This is a genomic window from Sphingomonas sp. Leaf339, from assembly GCF_001426195.1.
Taxonomy (GTDB): Bacteria; Pseudomonadota; Alphaproteobacteria; order Sphingomonadales; family Sphingomonadaceae; genus Sphingomonas.
The window spans coordinates 1-14947 of sequence record NZ_LMRS01000008.1 but is presented as its reverse complement, the minus strand read 5'-3'; the positions used below and the strand labels follow the sequence as shown (position 1 = coordinate 14947).

Annotated in this window: 26 protein-coding genes; 9 read left to right on the top strand and 17 right to left on the bottom strand. The window is 61.2% G+C overall.

Features of this window, described 5'->3' with window-relative positions; genetic code table 11:
- Window positions 1-51 precede the first annotated feature (51 nt).
- The 10 genes from ASG67_RS06690 to ASG67_RS06650 all read right to left on the bottom strand — a co-directional run bounded on the left by ASG67_RS06690 (window position 52) and on the right by ASG67_RS06650 (window position 4896).
- Window positions 52-705 carry an IS6 family transposase gene (locus ASG67_RS06690; RefSeq protein WP_235535086.1) on the bottom strand — a complete coding sequence of 218 codons (654 nt, stop codon included), beginning with the start codon at window positions 703-705 and terminating at the stop codon, window positions 52-54.
- A 127-nt stretch (window positions 706-832) separates the two neighbouring features.
- Window positions 833-1138 (bottom strand): IS110 family transposase, encoded by a 306-nt coding sequence (locus ASG67_RS06685; protein ID WP_056527391.1) that lies wholly within the window; start codon window positions 1136-1138, stop codon window positions 833-835.
- Window positions 1139-1330: 192 nt separating this feature from the next.
- Window positions 1331-1633: a MarR family winged helix-turn-helix transcriptional regulator gene (locus ASG67_RS06680; protein WP_056527388.1), complete on the bottom strand. Its 303-nt coding sequence runs from the start codon at window positions 1631-1633 to the stop codon at window positions 1331-1333.
- A 92-nt stretch (window positions 1634-1725) separates the two neighbouring features.
- On the bottom strand, window positions 1726-2370 hold the full coding sequence (locus ASG67_RS06675; RefSeq protein ID WP_056527385.1) for an SOS response-associated peptidase family protein: 645 nt from the start codon (window positions 2368-2370) through the stop codon (window positions 1726-1728).
- Window positions 2371-2556: a DUF6961 family protein gene (locus ASG67_RS06670; RefSeq protein WP_056527382.1), complete on the bottom strand. Its 186-nt coding sequence runs from the start codon at window positions 2554-2556 to the stop codon at window positions 2371-2373.
- Between the two features lie 2 nt (window positions 2557-2558).
- The gene (locus ASG67_RS06665) at window positions 2559-2744 is read right to left on the bottom strand and encodes a hypothetical protein (RefSeq protein ID WP_056527379.1); all 186 of its coding nucleotides are present in this window, start codon (window positions 2742-2744) and stop codon (window positions 2559-2561) included.
- A gap of 50 nt (window positions 2745-2794) precedes the next feature.
- Entirely contained in the window at window positions 2795-2923 is a 129-nt protein-coding gene (locus ASG67_RS19680) for a hypothetical protein (protein ID WP_268796280.1), read from the bottom strand.
- 151 nt (window positions 2924-3074) lie between these two features.
- Window positions 3075-3281: a hypothetical protein gene (locus ASG67_RS06660; RefSeq protein WP_056527374.1), complete on the bottom strand. Its 207-nt coding sequence runs from the start codon at window positions 3279-3281 to the stop codon at window positions 3075-3077.
- A 56-nt stretch (window positions 3282-3337) separates the two neighbouring features.
- Window positions 3338-4588: an MFS transporter gene (locus ASG67_RS06655; RefSeq protein WP_056527371.1), complete on the bottom strand. Its 1251-nt coding sequence runs from the start codon at window positions 4586-4588 to the stop codon at window positions 3338-3340.
- Between the two features lie 65 nt (window positions 4589-4653).
- Window positions 4654-4896 carry a hypothetical protein gene (locus ASG67_RS06650; protein ID WP_056527368.1) on the bottom strand — a complete coding sequence of 81 codons (243 nt, stop codon included), beginning with the start codon at window positions 4894-4896 and terminating at the stop codon, window positions 4654-4656.
- Between the two features lie 183 nt (window positions 4897-5079).
- Between ASG67_RS06650 and ASG67_RS19180 the strand changes: the two genes are divergently transcribed.
- Window positions 5080-5730 (top strand): hypothetical protein, encoded by a 651-nt coding sequence (locus ASG67_RS19180; protein WP_056527365.1) that lies wholly within the window; start codon window positions 5080-5082, stop codon window positions 5728-5730.
- A 135-nt stretch (window positions 5731-5865) separates the two neighbouring features.
- Complete coding sequence (locus ASG67_RS06640; RefSeq protein ID WP_056527362.1) at window positions 5866-6060, top strand: hypothetical protein; 195 nt, start codon at window positions 5866-5868, stop codon at window positions 6058-6060.
- A gap of 166 nt (window positions 6061-6226) precedes the next feature.
- Here the strand turns inward: ASG67_RS06640 and ASG67_RS06635 are convergent, their stop codons facing one another.
- The 3 genes from ASG67_RS06635 to ASG67_RS19390 all read right to left on the bottom strand — a co-directional run bounded on the left by ASG67_RS06635 (window position 6227) and on the right by ASG67_RS19390 (window position 8836).
- Entirely contained in the window at window positions 6227-7231 is a 1005-nt protein-coding gene (locus ASG67_RS06635; RefSeq protein ID WP_056527359.1) for an SDR family oxidoreductase, read from the bottom strand.
- A 199-nt stretch (window positions 7232-7430) separates the two neighbouring features.
- Window positions 7431-7706, bottom strand: coding sequence for a hypothetical protein (locus ASG67_RS06630; RefSeq protein WP_056527355.1), 276 nt, complete (start codon window positions 7704-7706; stop codon window positions 7431-7433).
- Window positions 7707-7765: 59 nt separating this feature from the next.
- Window positions 7766-8836, bottom strand: a complete 1071-nt coding sequence (locus ASG67_RS19390; protein ID WP_235535084.1) for an NF038122 family metalloprotease — start codon at window positions 8834-8836, stop codon at window positions 7766-7768.
- 188 nt (window positions 8837-9024) lie between these two features.
- Here ASG67_RS19390 and ASG67_RS06620 point away from each other — a divergent pair, with 188 nt between their 5' ends.
- Window positions 9025-9612, top strand: coding sequence for a hypothetical protein (locus ASG67_RS06620; RefSeq protein WP_156460690.1), 588 nt, complete (start codon window positions 9025-9027; stop codon window positions 9610-9612).
- Window positions 9613-9866: 254 nt separating this feature from the next.
- On the opposite strand, the gene ASG67_RS06615 is transcribed toward ASG67_RS06620, so the two are convergent.
- Both ASG67_RS06615 and ASG67_RS18795 read right to left on the bottom strand, forming a co-directional pair.
- On the bottom strand, window positions 9867-10091 hold the full coding sequence (locus ASG67_RS06615) for a hypothetical protein (protein WP_056527347.1): 225 nt from the start codon (window positions 10089-10091) through the stop codon (window positions 9867-9869).
- Window positions 10092-10220: 129 nt separating this feature from the next.
- Entirely contained in the window at window positions 10221-10418 is a 198-nt protein-coding gene (locus ASG67_RS18795; RefSeq protein ID WP_156460689.1) for a hypothetical protein, read from the bottom strand.
- Between the two features lie 216 nt (window positions 10419-10634).
- Between ASG67_RS18795 and ASG67_RS06610 the strand changes: the two genes are divergently transcribed.
- Complete coding sequence (locus tag ASG67_RS06610; protein ID WP_056527344.1) at window positions 10635-11150, top strand: MucR family transcriptional regulator; 516 nt, start codon at window positions 10635-10637, stop codon at window positions 11148-11150.
- Between the two features lie 351 nt (window positions 11151-11501).
- Here the strand turns inward: ASG67_RS06610 and ASG67_RS06605 are convergent, their stop codons facing one another.
- A complete protein-coding gene (locus tag ASG67_RS06605; protein WP_056527341.1) occupies window positions 11502-11894 on the bottom strand; it encodes a BLUF domain-containing protein in 393 nt (130 codons plus the stop codon).
- A 345-nt stretch (window positions 11895-12239) separates the two neighbouring features.
- On the opposite strand from ASG67_RS06605, the gene ASG67_RS06600 reads away from it, so the two are divergent.
- Window positions 12240-12422, top strand: a complete 183-nt coding sequence (locus ASG67_RS06600) for a hypothetical protein (RefSeq protein ID WP_056527338.1) — start codon at window positions 12240-12242, stop codon at window positions 12420-12422.
- A gap of 27 nt (window positions 12423-12449) precedes the next feature.
- On the opposite strand, the gene ASG67_RS06595 is transcribed toward ASG67_RS06600, so the two are convergent.
- Window positions 12450-12617, bottom strand: a complete 168-nt coding sequence (locus tag ASG67_RS06595; protein WP_156460688.1) for a hypothetical protein — start codon at window positions 12615-12617, stop codon at window positions 12450-12452.
- A 348-nt stretch (window positions 12618-12965) separates the two neighbouring features.
- On the opposite strand from ASG67_RS06595, the gene ASG67_RS18790 reads away from it, so the two are divergent.
- The 4 genes from ASG67_RS18790 to ASG67_RS06580 form a co-directional block, all read left to right on the top strand.
- Window positions 12966-13259: a hypothetical protein gene (locus ASG67_RS18790; protein WP_156460687.1), complete on the top strand. Its 294-nt coding sequence runs from the start codon at window positions 12966-12968 to the stop codon at window positions 13257-13259.
- Window positions 13260-13629: 370 nt separating this feature from the next.
- Window positions 13630-14169: a DUF3489 domain-containing protein gene (locus ASG67_RS06590; RefSeq protein WP_056527332.1), complete on the top strand. Its 540-nt coding sequence runs from the start codon at window positions 13630-13632 to the stop codon at window positions 14167-14169.
- Window positions 14166-14627: a DUF2924 domain-containing protein gene (locus tag ASG67_RS06585; RefSeq protein WP_082543362.1), complete on the top strand. Its 462-nt coding sequence runs from the start codon at window positions 14166-14168 to the stop codon at window positions 14625-14627. Before ASG67_RS06590 ends, ASG67_RS06585 begins: the two co-directional genes overlap by 4 nt.
- A partial coding sequence (locus ASG67_RS06580; protein WP_162244334.1) for a recombinase family protein occupies window positions 14624-14947 on the top strand: 324 nt, incomplete at its 3' end. The genes ASG67_RS06585 and ASG67_RS06580, both read left to right, overlap by 4 nt.

Genomic DNA, 14947 nt, shown 5'->3' with positions numbered 1-14947 from the left:
GGTGCTGTCAGTCGAACGCGAGCCGTTGTCCACACGATGCACGTCGGTCTTTCATGCTGGCGACATAGCTCGCAAGGTTGTGCCACTCAGCCAGTGTGGCTGAGCGTCGTTCCCGGTAGGTCTGTCGGTCGGTGAGGTGGTGCTCCAGGCTGAAGTTGTTGTGGACGTTGGTGTGGACGGATGCGAACTTTGCAGCGTCTTCATCTGCCGGAACCAGAGCATCGCCCTTTCTCGTCGGAACGGGAGGTGGCTGTTCTCCACTCGGTTGTTCGTCCAGCGGCCCACCTCCTGCTTTTCGGCATCGGCCAACTCGTTCATTGCAGCAAGGTAACTGCGAAGGCCCTCGGTGGTGACCCTGTCGGGTGAGCCGTGGCGCTTCAGCGCCTTCCTCAGGAAGGTGAGTGCCGCCGCTTTGTCGCGGGTCCTGGTAACATAGCTCTCCAGCACCTCGCCTTCGTGATCTACCGCTCGCCACAGGTAGACCATCTCGCCGTTCAGCTTCACGTACATCTCGTCGAGATGCCAGCGCCAGTGACGAAAGCCCCGCATCCGGCTGACCCGCTGGCAGCGCACCTCGCCGGCGAACATCGGACCGAACCTGTTCCACCACAGCCGCACCGTCTCGTGGCAGATATCGATCCCCCGCTCGAACAGCAGGTCTTCGACATTCCGCAGCGACAGCGAAAAACGGACGTACGTCAGCACCACCAGCCAGNCCGTCTCGTGGCAGATATCGATCCCCCGCTCGAACAGCAGGTCTTCGACATTCCGCAGCGACAGCGAAAAACGGACGTACGTCAGCACCACCAGCCAGRTCACCGCAGGCGATGAGTTAAAGTACCGAAACGGCGATGCTGGCTTGCGGACGCGGGGCTTCCGTGGCCCTAAGCCCCAGCCGATCGAGCAGGATAGCAAGCTTGCGCTCGGAACCACCGGATGCCTCGAAGCCGATCCGCAAGCAGGCCCTACCGGCCAGCTGGGTGAGCTTGCGACCGAGCATGGCAAGACCTGTCTTGTTGTTGACAACGCGCCGCAACGTTCCGGTCGGATGAAGGTGAATAACGAGTTCGTCCTTGACGACATCGATGCCGACAAAGAGGTCGGGTTGTGACATGATCCGGTCTCCCAAGCTTGTCATGCGAGGTCCGTGGACACGGCCCCTGGCAACTGTCCGGGGTTTGGGAAGACGGATGCGGCCCTGCTCAGGAACGGTCTATGTCGACCAGCCTGTCGAACGGCCTCACATCCGCCGCCTGAGCGGGGTGGCTACCTCGCTCAGGCACCTCGTGAATATACCATTTCCCACAGACAAGCCCGAGATGTGGCCGGCTCAAATAGCCCGCAACATTTCCTTGACGCGCTGTACGCCTGCAACTGTTAGCCGGACGTGGTGTCGTCGTCGATCCGCATCGTCAATGTGGCGCTCGATCAATCCGACTTCCGTCAGTTTCGCGATCCAGCGCAGCGCGGTCGTACCGGGGCTACAGGACGCGTCACACAGGGCGGTCGTCGAGGTTGCCGCATTCTCGGAACCCTGCACGTAGAGGTAGAGCAACATATCCCAGGCCGGCTCACCGAACAGCTCGCCCGCTATGCCGATCGCATCATCTCGGCGCCGCCGCTCCGCATACAACGCTCTCGCCAGTCCAGGCAGATCAAGCCCCTTACGCCTTTTGACGGTCGCTTGGCTTGGGGCCGCTGCGGCGGGCTTCGGCAGTTGATCGCTTACGCCTGACGTGTTGGGAAAACCGGCCCCCGCACCGTCATCCGATTGGCCGGGTATGGCCGCTGCAACGCCACCGCATCGTCATAGTCGCCGGTCAGCCAGTGATCCTGATCGGTCGGCGCCAGAACGGTGATCATCGCCTTCGGATGGATCGGCTGGACCAGCTTGTTGGCATCGCAGGTCACCATGGCGAAATAGCGTTGGTCCCCAACCTGCCGCCAGAACCCGGCGACCGCGAACACCGGCTGGTCGGTGACGGCGAACCACATCTCGCCCTTGATCGGCTTCCTGCCGTCGCCGAGATCGGTTGGCTTGCGCGCCCATTCGCAGAACTCGGTCAGAGGGATCAGGCAGCGGTTGGCCGGGTCCGCGACTAGTGAACGCCACTGCGGCAGGTGCAGGCTGCGGACATTGGTCTGCGCCACCTTGCGACCGGCCTGTTTCGCCTGCCCCGCGAGCACGTCCCATTCCATGACGTCGAGCCCGCGATGGCCAGCGTCGTTGCGCACGACATAGGCGCGCCCGAACGGACGTAGTTCTTTCGGGTCGAACCGGTTGTCCATCGGCTTGTCGACCAGCCAGTCAGCCGCGAACGTCTCGCGGATCGTCTCTGGCTCGCCGCTGAAGCGGGCACGGTTACACATCTATTGGGTCGTCCCGTCACGAAGTTGATCGCACCGGTGGATGATCTCCCGCCACCGGGCGACGCCTGCCATATCCCCCGCCTTCGCCAGCGCCACGCACCGCTCGGTCAGGAATGCGGCCAGACCGTCACCATGCTGATTCATCACCGCAAGGGCTTCGGCCCATCGCTCCTGTTCCGGCGTCATCGTCAGGCCAGGTCACCCACCTGCTCGATCACCGCGTCTTCGGCCGTTGGCGGAGCCGCCGCGGCGATCAGGGCCAGCAGATTGTCGGCCGTGAAGCCGGTCTTCTCGTCGATCAGATCGCCCGGCTTCAGCGTGGCGGCGAATGCTCTCGCGTGATCTAGAGCGGTGGCGAGCGGGTCAATGTCCATGCCTTGGACCTTACGACACACCGTTCGTGACCGTCCATCTTTGTCCCGCATCAGCGGCTTGCGCGCAGTCGCTGTCCGGGGAACAACGAGGATCGGGTAATCGACCACGCCACTAAGTCTGTACGGCATTGATCGTTGGCGGCGATGCGGCCGGGCAGATAGTTGAGCTTCTCGTTCACCAGCCTGCCTCCATCCCCCAAGGCGCGCGGGCGGTCGGGCAAACCCCGATGACGGTGAACGGGGTGGCCGCGCATATCCCTCCCAGGTGCGCGGCCACCACGAAGTTCGTGATCTCCGCATTGCTTTCACGGTCATTGCGGCAGGCACTGCCTAAAGCCGGTCATCCCCGCCAGGTTCGCACCATTCGATCGGCGTCGCGCCAAGCAGCGTCGAAGAGTTTTGCACAAGTGCGCCACCGGCATACCAGATCCGTTCGGCACTCAGGAACGCCACAACAGGCTCGGCATCCTCTTCGGTGCGTACCAATACCGGTGTATTCACCGGTATGATTGCCATGTCGATCTTGCTCCACGCCATCGTTCAAACCCCTGTGCGAATGCCGCCAGTCACATAGGAGCGCGTGCAGTCTCGAGCTATGCCTCGACCACCCTTGGAACGACCGGTTCGGCCGGCAAAGGCTCGACCCGCCGCAACAGCAACCCACCGACCAGCGCCAGCCCGCCAAGCACGAGACAGAAGCCAACCACACCCAGCCAACCCGCATGGGTCCACGCGACGCCGCCAGCCGATCCGAGCACGCTTGATCCGAGATAGTAGAAGAACAGATACCAGGCAGCCGCCTGCCCCCGCGCTGCGCCGCCCCGCCGCCCGACCCATGCGCTGGCGATCGAGTGAGCGCCGAAGAAGCCCACCGTCACGACTGCGATACCCAACACGACGATCCAAAGCGGTCGGGCGGCAGTCAGCGCGACGCCGACCATCAGGATGACCGTCGGTATCCAAAAGATTTTCCGGCGTCCGACGCGGCCGGCCAAGGCGCCGAACCATCCCGAACTGACCGAGCCGAGCGCATAGAGCAGGAACACCGCCCCCACCGCCCCCTGCCCCAGCGAGTAAGGTGGGCCAAGGAGGTGAAACCCAACATAATTATATACGGTGACGAACACCCCCATCAGGATGAATGCCTCGGCGTACAACAGGCGCAGGCCAGCATCTCGGAACAGAGGTGCGGCGCCGCGGAGAAGTGTCAGCCAGCTGCCCGAACTGGCGACAAAGCGCCGCGACGTGGGCGCAAGGCGGCGGAATATATCGGCCATGACCAGGCCTGTCAGCCCAACCGCGGCCAGAGCCCATCGCCAGTCCGTCATCGCCGCAACGCCGCTGGCAACAAGGCGCCCGCCCATGCCACCGAGCGCGCTGCCCGCGATGTACAGGCCCATGGCCGAGCCTACCGAGGCCGCGTCCACCTCCTCGGCGACATAGGCCATGGCGACCGCGGGGACGCCCGCCAACGTCAATCCGGCGAGCAGACGAAGCGCGAGCAAGGCGTACCAGCCAGGCGCCACTGCCGCCGCCACGGTGAGCACCCCGGCAGACATCATGGCGGCGACCATCAGTGACCGCCGTCCTACCCGGTCAGACAGAGCTCCTGCGATCAGAATACCGAACGCCAGCGGCCCGGTTGCGGCAGACACGGCCAGCGAAGCGGCTTCCGCATTTAGCGCGTAGTGAGCGGCGAGCAGCGGCAGGAGTGGCTGCACTGCGTACAGGGTCGAGAAGGTCGCGAAACCGGCAAATAGCATCGCCAAGGTCAGCCGCCTGTACGCCGGCGTACCCGCCGCGAGCGCGGCAATGCCTTGGGTGTCATCAACTGGAGTGGCCATTCAGGCTGCCTAGGCCGGCTGCACGGATCGGCCAAATCCGACCGCCCGCAAGCTTGCAGATAGAGCTATTTGGGCAGCGCGCCCTCTATCTCACGCTCTTGTCGCGCCTCGTTATTTCCTGTCGCTTCATTAGCCATCTGCTGGTTGCAGTCGGTCACATTCTCCTGACCGGGCGCGCAGGCCACCTCGTTGGCTGCGGGACCGCCATGGCTCATGCGGTAGCCGACAAAGCACACAGAGACGATGAGCATCAGGATCACGCTGAGCTTCAGGTCGAACGAGCGGCTGGGGTTGTTCTCGCTGTGCACGCATGGTCCTTGTAACGTTGCTGACGTCGCTCGTAGCCTGGCGGTATTTCTGATCCCTTTTCAATCGCCAACGGCGCCATGTCTGATAAATCCGAACCGCGGCCTGATGCCGTTGACACAACATCGCAGTTGGCACAGCTTGCCAGTCCGGCTCCGGGGGGAGTCGATCAGGGGAGGATTTTCATGAAGCTGTTGTCCGGCGTGCTCACGAGCGCGCTCATCGTTGTTACGTCCGGTGTTGATGCCCAGACGACCATTGCTGCCACGCCAGTGCCGACAACAACCGCGACGCTGGTTGCTGGCCCGTCCGATATGACCGTGCTGCGCACTGGCACGCCGGTGCCGCTGAAGATGCGTGAGCACCTGACCACTAATGGCAAGAAGCTGAAGGTAGGCCAACGTTTCCAGATGGAAGTCGCCGAGGACATCATGCTGAACGGCGTGACGGTCATTCCCGCAGGTAGCCCGGCCATGGGCGAAGTTACCGATGTCCGGAACAAGGGGATGTGGGGCAAGTCCGGGCACATCAATGCCCGCGTCCTCTACGCCACCGTCAACGGTCGGCAAATCCGCCTGAGCGGTCAGCTTGACGATAAGGGCACGACGGGTACCGCCGGCGTGGTTGGTGCGATCGCGGTCATCCCGGTGGCCGGGTTCTTTGTGACGGGCACCAGCGCCAATATCCCGATCGGTACACCGATCAACGGCTTTATGGACGAAGATGTGCCCGTCGCCTTCTCCACGACCTCCGCTGCGCCCTTGGTTGTTGCTGTACCCGCTGCACCGCAAACCACGCCTGCGGTCCTGACGACTATCTCGACGCCGGCAAAGTGAAATGCAGTCCCCGCCGCTTGATCAGCGGCGGGGCGGTTGTCGCATGTCCCCATGGTCAGCATTGCACCATTGTCATTTGACGGGAGATACCGGCGGACGCAGCATAGTGCCGTCAATCATTGCAGGAGCATTGGAATGCGTAAGATCTTCGCCGCTGTTCTCAGTGTCGGCTTGCTGGTGAGCGCCACCCCATCGATTGCTGCCCCCTGCAAGGACGCCAAGGGTAAATTCACCAAGTGCCCGCCCTCGGCACCGGTGAAGGCTGTCCGCTGCAAGGCGGCCAACGGCAAGTTCGCCAAGTGCGGAACGCCCGGCGCGAAGCCTGTCTAGGTTCTGGCGATAAGCGATCCTGCCCGGGGGTGGGGTGACCCGACCCTGGACCGGTAAGGACAAGGTCACCCGCCGGGGCATCCACCCCTCAGTTTGTCCACCGATCATGCGTGCTGCTCGAGCGGTTCTTCCGGAATGACGGGCGAAGCGAACGTCGGGTTCGGGATCAGGGAAACCCTTTTCCGCCATGTGCGCCGACGGCCGTCCCCGTCGAGTAGCTCGCATCGTCCGACGCAAGCGTGACGAAAAGTGAAGCGAGCTCCGCTGGCTGTCCGGCGCGGCCGAGCGGCGTATCTTGGCCAAATTCATGCATTTTGCCTCGCAGCTGTCCCCCTGCGACCTGAAGCGGCGTCCAGATCGGGCCGGGAGATACGGCATTGACGCGGATACCCTTCTTGGCGAGCTGCTTGGCCATGCCGCGCGTCAGATTCTGGATCGCGGCCTTCGTCGAGGCGTAATCGATGAGGTCGTCATTGGGGTCATAGGCGTTCTGCGAAATCGTGTTGATGATGACGGAACCCGGGGGCATCGAAGGGATCGCCGCCTTCGAAAAGCGGAAAACGTGAAAGATGTTAGTTTCGTAGGTGCGGACAAACTGTTCGTCAGTGATCTCCATGATGTCCGCCTTGGACTGCTGATATGCGGCGTTATTCACGAGAATATCGATACCAGCCAGCTGCGAGATTGCTTTTCTGACGGTGTCTTCGCACGCCTTTTGCGTGCGGATGTCGGCGGGCAGTAGCACCGCCTTCCGCCCCGCCTGTCGGATCAGGTCGGCGACCTCGCGCGCGTCCGGTTCCTCACTGGGGTAGTAGTTGATCGCCACATCCGCCCCGTCGCGAGCAAAGGCGATCGCGGCCGCGCGTCCGATGCCGCTGTCACCGCCGGTGATCAGTGCTTTGCGACCAACCAACTTGTCGCTGCCGCGGTAGCTTTGCTCGCCATGGTCAGGCCGGGGGGTCATCTTGCTGGCAAGCGCGGGCCAGGGTTGACGCTGCTCAGGGAATGGAGTGCGTGTGTATTTGGTGCGCGGATCGCGCAGGCTAGGGGCAGCGCCCTTGTCACTCGTCTTCGTCGACTGCCCCAAGGCCACGCCCGGCGCGGCTGCTGCCGCAAGGCCGATGGCCGCACTGCCGAGGACACCCCGGCGCGAGGTTTCACCGTTGCTCATGATTAGATCCTTCTCAGTCGGGCGCCATCCACGGCAATAGGCGGGAACGGCGGGCTGGGTGTTACTTGCTCGACGATCTGGTGAGCAGATCCGTTCCCTGAGCCTGGCGCCGAAGGTGTCGCCCGTACGCACAGGATCTCGGCCGCTGTACGGTATCTGGCATCGCCCTACGACTGCTCGGCAGGTAGCGCGATTGGGGTCACGTTTCGGGGTAAGTGTGTTGCAGCGGACGGAGATCGCGACATTTCTTTGCAGTCAGAATCCGGTCACGCAGTGCCATTCGCTCGCCAGCCTTGGACCGTGGCGCATACCGGGCGTATAACATCATGAATGCATCGGTATTGGCGATGCGAGCGGCATCACCGGGCAGGCGTTCCGGACAGACGAGCATGGTTGCCAGCTTGCGCTCTTCCCGCACCGTCAGAGAGGTAACCGGCAAGGCCGTTGCGAGGATGGTCAAGGCGACGATGACCATGGATGGTCCTCTTCCGGGTTGTTAGTGCCGCCAGCCCTGAAGCTGGCGACACCATTCGGTCAGGCGAAACTAACGGTCACGCGACGACGGCCTCGTAACGCTGCCCCCGTCAATCCAAAACCGACAAGCATCATTGCCCAGGTCGATACCTCGGGAACCGCAGACGTGCTGTTCAGATAGTCCTGGAGAATGGACGATGTGGATTTGGCGTAATTCAGGTTCTCAAGGATATTCTGATTCAAATTCCAGCCCATCGCATCGAAGATGGCAAGGTCCTGAGCGGTGACGATCCCTTCCTGACAAAGCCCGCCGGTCGGATCGAGGATGCCTACCTGCTTTTCCAGCAGCACGGTGCAGCTTACGCCGTCATGCTGCCGCAATCCCTCACGCCAGTGCGACGTCTGGAAGCCGTCCGGCCCGGCGGAAAATCCGGCATTGCCCATAAACTCGGTCGCGCCGCCATCGATCGAGAAATAGGGATTGCCCGCATAGCTGATGTCCCACGTGCCATTTTTATATCGGAACATGTCGGTGTTAGTGGGGCGCGAAGCGTTCGTCGTGTTGGCGCCAACACTGCTGGTAAAACCGAGGGCATGACCCATTTCATGGACAGCGACGCTGATGAAATCTGAAGCGACCGTCTGAAAGCCGTCGCGAGGGTCGAAGTCAAATGCCCGGGCACTATTGAAGCGGATAGTGGCATCAACGGTTCCCGGATTACCGGAATAGATACCCAGTGCCTTTTGAACGGTGTTGTTGAGTACGACCTGCTGATTCAAGATATTGGGCAAGTTGGCAACAACGGAGGCATCAAGGGCCGTCATCGCGTCGTTCGTCAACGCCGTCTTCCACACCGTCGTGGCTTTCGCACTCGATGCACTGCTGGTCGATCCCAGCGTCGTGGGTGCGAATCCGGCTGAGGTGAACCCGACATTGAACGTCAAGGACACATCATCGAGGAAGACAGATTGCCAGTAATCCGCAGCAGCACGAAAGCCGGTATAGGCCGCCGTTCCCTCTTCCACGCCGCCTGTGTTGTTCAATACGATAGTCATGGCATTCGCAGCGGCAGGCATGCCGGCGCCTAAAAGCGCAAGAGTTCCCAAGGCAACGTAACGACGAGCTTTCATATATATTCCCCTGTTAGATCGCAGCCTTTTGGCGGTCCCCTCAAGGAGAAAGGTATGTGGTTAATTTTCGTTGTGCAAACACTAAACAATATTTCATTGCCATTCCATATAATGGGAATAATTGGGGAATATCGATACTGAGACGCCGCCAGTTTCGGGGCCGCTAGATTTCGGTGCGAGGCATCCGCATGGCTGCCGCGCTATGCGTGAAAGAAGCCTCTGCAATGACGCAACAACCCGATATTCCTCACACACCCCGCTATGCACAGCTGTGGTCCGATATCAGCCATGACTTCAATGGTATCCGCCGGCAGAAAAGCATTGAGGGCAGTATCGATGGCCACCCTCGCCTGTTCATGACGCCAGGCGATGCGATCCAGTTCAACGTCTTATCCAAACGATGGAACAAGTGGCTCGGGATTTTGGAAATCGAAGCCATGGTTGACGTAGAAGCACTCGCCTTCCTTGCCGCCACAAACCAGGCCAGCATCGAACTGCGCCTTGGCATGGCGTGGAAAATGCTGCTCGCCATCGGCACGGTGATTGCGTTGCAGAAACTCGAGGTCGGCGTGTTGCTGGGGCAAGCGGTACGCGACCTGGCGAGCTACGGCACGATTGGCCAGGTTATGATCGCTGTGCTGTGGATCGGGTTTGTGACGATCGCGACCTACATGCTGTTGATCCACCTCTGGCGGATCAATGCGAGCGAGCTGCGAGCTTGTGTTGATCTGGCTTTGCTCAGGCGCAAATCAGCTGCGCAGCCGGTTCACGCCTGAACTCTGCAACCTTCCGGCGAGGAACGCGCAGATACATCAGCCGCGTTCGGTCTTCCCCGGGTCTGCGCAGTCCGCCTGCTGCTTCCTGCCCAGTTCCTCCTGCTTTGCCCCGCCTTCACGTACCGAGGCATGATCAGCGTTGGTCTTCATGGCGCCGACTGCTTCGTTCACTTCCGAACAATGTTACCGGGTCATGGCACCGTGATAATCAGCCGACGACGATATTCCAGCAGGCGCGGGGTCAGTCATTCCTGCTAATATGCAATGGATACGCCACGGTAGGTAATTTCACCGACAATGATCTTGGCAATGCCTGCGCCGACGATCGTGTTGACCTTCCCGATCGCGGTGTCGATGGGCTCACCTGGAAAGGTGATCTCGACGACATGTGAGTTCGCAACGGGCAGACCGTCGGCATCGATCACGATGGGTGCGGGGTGTAACTGGACGCGGTAGGGTGCCGCATTGGATTGGCTCATCGGGTGGCCTATGCCTCATCGGCTGAGGATGTCAGCCGGCGAACATTCCTAGGCTGGACGTAATCGCCCCATTTTGGGATCGGCTGCAACGGCTTGTGATATAGGAAGACCAGCAGTGGCAGAGCTTCCTTATAAGTGGACATTGCGTTCAGCCATGATCTGCACGGTCAGATCGGTCAGCGGTGTTGGTTCGCCGCGCGCGAAGATGTCAGCCAGATCGAGCAGGTCTTCGTTATCGAGCGCCCTGATTGAGGCTTCGATGGCCGCCAGACGACTGGACGCATGGGTAGAAGCGGTCGTCTGCCGCCTTATTCGTGATTTAAGCATATCGGCCTCTAACAGACGATAGGTGAAAACGGCAAACGCTGATCACGAAATATCGTTAAGCGAATATTGTTATCGAGCAGCGATGCTGACGACCACATCAGATGGGGCCACTTATCCGACCCCATAGCGTTGAAGTATGTCGATGAGCCGCTATCTACCGCCCGGCGATACCAAGCATCGGCATCCAACATTCACCTTGTTACCATCGGAACGATCATGACCACCGAACCCAATAGCGTCGAACTTGCCACTGAGCTGACGATCGCATGGTTGAGCAATCCCAATACGCGTACGTCGGCCGATGACGTTCCAGCGTTTCTTCAGTCGATGCATGCAGCGGTTGAGAAGCTTGGTGGATCGCAGGCCGATGAAGTGACTGAAGAGGCAGCTCAGGATTATACGCCTGCGGTCACTGTACGGAAGTCGCTGGCCAGCAAGGATCACATCATCAGCCTGATCGACGGCAAGCCGTACAAGACGCTGCGCCGCCATCTTTCAACCAACGGCATGACGCCGGAGGAGTATCGGACGCGCTACAACCTGAAGAACGACTATCCGATGGTAGCCGAATCATACAGCGAAGCGCGTCGCGCGATGGCCAAGACCATCGGGCTGGGGCGGAAGGCCGTTAACAAGGTCGAGGACGCTGGTGAGGCGGTAGTGACGAAGGCCAAGCGTGGCGGCAAGGCCGCGCTTGATGCTGCCAAGGAAGCCCTTGGTACGGCTGAGTGATTATCGGGCCGGGGCGGCATTGCCGCCCCGGACTTGTTTTCGCGCATGTGGCTTCAATGAGCGGCCACCTACACGATTGACCTCCGAAGGTTTCTACTGATGCTTGGGTGAGGCGTCAGCTGCACAGTGTGCCGGGATAGCAGCTACGCCATCGAGCTGCCGTAGCAAGTCAGCAAAATCTACGTCGCCCGTGACCGGAAAGACGCGGCTGAAGCCCTGGCCGAGCAGGCTGACGTCACGTTGCGTCAGCAATCCCACGGCTACGATCCGATCCGACGTCACGCTTACTCTCCTGCAAGCGTCATCAACCAATGGCTGTGCATAAGGTGCCGAAAGAACTAGATCAGATGTTTATTCCGCGTCGGCACCGTCAAAGAAATGATGATGCAGGTCCGGATCGAAATTCATCAGGCGACGTCGAAGCCGAAAGACGGCATCGTCGGATACCTGACCTGGTTCACGAAGCTCCATGCTCCAATAGCCGAACTCACGTTCTTCGATCAGGTGGTTGCTGATGACGCGGACGTCGGTATGGCGGGGATCAGCATAGATACGTTCATAGGTCGACAGAACGCTTGCTTCGGGTCCCTCGAGCACCTGCAGATAGGACCGTCCATCCGACAGCAGGATACCGGTAATACCGTCAATGCCATTATTACGCTTCGACGATGCCAGGATGCTGCTGGTCTCGAGGCGCCCTACCGCCCGACTGTGGTAGAGTATCTGGCGTAGCGGGTCTTGCACGACCGCTTGTTATGCCACTCATTTCGGCTCGACAAGTGGCCTGCGGCAGCCGTTCTGACGGGACCTTATCCCCTTCCGATCGTTACCATAGAGCAACTCAAAAGGGGCGCTATGACAGATATTCTCGTGGCCGCGGTCCTGGCATCCGCCATTCTCGCAACGATCGTCACGTCTGGCCTGGCGATCTGGTCGCGCAACCTGCTGCGCTGACCACTGCGTCAGTTGAAACAGATGGCGTTAGTTGACCACATGGTTGCAGTTGCGATGCCGGCGACCGCCCAATTTTCGGCTCGAGCTACTTAGCGACATGTTATCGAGGCTACACCGGAAAAGGAGACGGCAGCGATGGATGTAAACGCCCAAGGCGAGGATACTGCGTCCGAGCGAGCGGAAGTTCACTTTCTGGCAGCGCTGGTCGACGAACTGATGCGAAAGATGATGGCGGCGGGCGTGGTATCGCAGACCGACCTCAACGACATCGAAAAGGCTGTCGCCCAGCGGGTTGGAACTACGCCTCGCGCTTGGTGAACGGCTGATGGCGGTGGCGCGATTTGTCTAGGCGGAGCCTGCGCCGTCTGCGGCCATCTGGCACTCGATGATAGAAATGGCCTGAGCGACGTAGGCGGCGGCCACCGCATGTGTCTGCCGGTCCAGCTCATCCAGAACGACACGCATTGTCGCCAGCACGTTCGCGGTCGCCGACGCTTCGCCTTCCGTACCCATGCTTCGCCTCCTCAGAATAGCGAAGCGCCCCAGGGCTTCCTTCGTCACGGGGCCGTGCGTCGTGTGACGATAGGGGATCGCGTTATCATGACTCGGTTTCGAGTGTAAATTGCTGGGGCCATCGCGTCCGCCGTGGAAATCGGCAAATGCCATTGCGGAATGGAAATGGGACAGAACGGTGAGGTATCGGCCCTTGGCACCGCTGCTTTCACTTGCTCTTACCGCTACATACGATCGGCGGACTGCCGGTATTGTGCCCGCCAGACGCAACACTGAATCCATCATGGAACGGACTGATAGGTTGATCGCTATCCTGGTAGAGCGGGCATAGTGAGAAGGAACATCGTCATGCGTTTCATCCCCACGTTTGCATCGATCGCGACGGTGTTTTGGGCGACCACCGCCACGGCCTCTCCAGTTGATGCTCAAAAGCCTTTTTTTGCATCGCCCGTTTCGGACAAGGTTCTCTCGTCATCTTACGGTACGGGGGTGTCGGGGCGCTATAGCTTCGCCGATGACGTTGGGGCCAATGTTGATCGGCAGGCGGCAAGTTTGCGAAATGCCACCATCGCCACATGGTCTATCGAGTTCGCTACGCCATTGATTGTAGCAAACGCGGTGCGAGCGGGCTTGCTCGACTGACTCGATAACCATCGGGTGCGGGTCGTCGGCAAATGTCGAATGCGGCCTGCTCGCCAAGATGGATTGAGCGGCTGGCCGAGTCTTGTTGGTCTAACGCCAACCGCTCACGAGATAGCGTTGTTCAAAGGGCCAGGCGGCGGTCTGCCATCAAGTAATATCGATGACAGGTAACAGGATGTCGTAGAGCCGGTCTGTCGTAATTCTAGGCGCTGCATTACACTCGACTTCCGTGCTGCACCGAGCGACAGCACAGCTCGACTCGCCGGGGCAGGACACGCGCGGGCGTAGCCCTGATCGGTACGACCGACAGGGCTGTGGGTGGTGGAAGCGGCGCTGATGTCGCTTTGTGCAACCTTACGAGGCCATCATCATGCCAAAGCTCTCCGACACCCAGCTGATCCTGCTCGCCTCTGCCGCCCAGCGTGGCGATGGCAGCCTATTCCCCCTGCCCGACACGCTGGCCGTCAATGCGGCGGTCGCGGCGAAGTCGATCGCGGCGCTGGTAAAGCAGGGGTTTGCCGAAGAGCAGGAAACCAGCGTTTTCACTGCGGTCAGCCGGATCGATGGCGACCTCCGCTATGGCATCTTCGTGACGGCGGCCGGGTTGGCCGCGATCGGTATCGAAGCCGAGGTGCCGGATGATGCGGAGGGCAGCGCTGATGCTGGTGGTGGTTATGCCGCTACGCCTGTTGCTGCTGCTAATCCGACTGCGCAGGTCACCAAGTCTGCTAGCGTGGTCGCCCTGCTGGAGCGCGACGGCGGCGCCACGCTGCCCGAGCTGATCACGGCGACCGGCTGGCTGCCACATACCACCCGGGCCGCGCTGACCGGGTTGCGCAAGAAGGGCCACAGCATCGTGCGGGGCACGCGCGGTGGTGCCACTTGCTACACCATCGGCGGCGCCGCGTGAGCCGGATTGAAGCCGAGGTGGCGGCTCTGGAGGCAATGTCGTCGCCAGCGCTGCGCGAGGCGTGGGTCAGGATGACCGCCACACCCGTGCCGCGGATCAGCCCCAGGCTGCTGCGCCTGGCGCTTGCCTGGGAAATCCAGGCACGCAGGCTTGGCGGGCTGTCGCGGGCGACGACCCGCAACCTCGACCAGCTCGCCCGCGGCAGCACCCGGACTGCGCACCCGCGCGCGGGCATGCGGCTGGTCCGCGAGTGGCAGGGCCGTGCCCATGTCGTCACCATCGGCGAGGATCAGGTGATCCGCTGGGAAGATCGCTGCTACGCCTCGCTGAGCGAGGTCGCCCGCGCGATCACCGGCACTCGCTGGTCGGGGCCGGCCTTCTTCGGCCTGAAGACCAGGGTGGCGGTGGCGGCCGAGCGAGCCGGGCGTACGTCACGGTCGGGGGGAGCGACCGCATGAAGACGGTGCGCTGTGCGATCTACACCAGGAAGTCGAGCGAGGAGGGGCTGGAGCAGGACTTCAACAGCCTCGATGCGCAACGCGAATCCTGTGCCGCCTATATCCTCAGCCAGGCAAGCGAGGGCTGGACGCTGATCCCCGACCGCTATGACGATGGCGGTATCTCCGGTGGGACGCTCGCCCGCCCTGCCCTGCAGCGTCTGCTCGCCGATGTCGTGGCAAGGCGCATCGACATCATCGTCGTCTACAAAGTCGACCGCCTCACCCGCTCGCTGCTCGACTTCTCCCGGCTCGTCGAGGCGTTCGATGCCGCGGACACC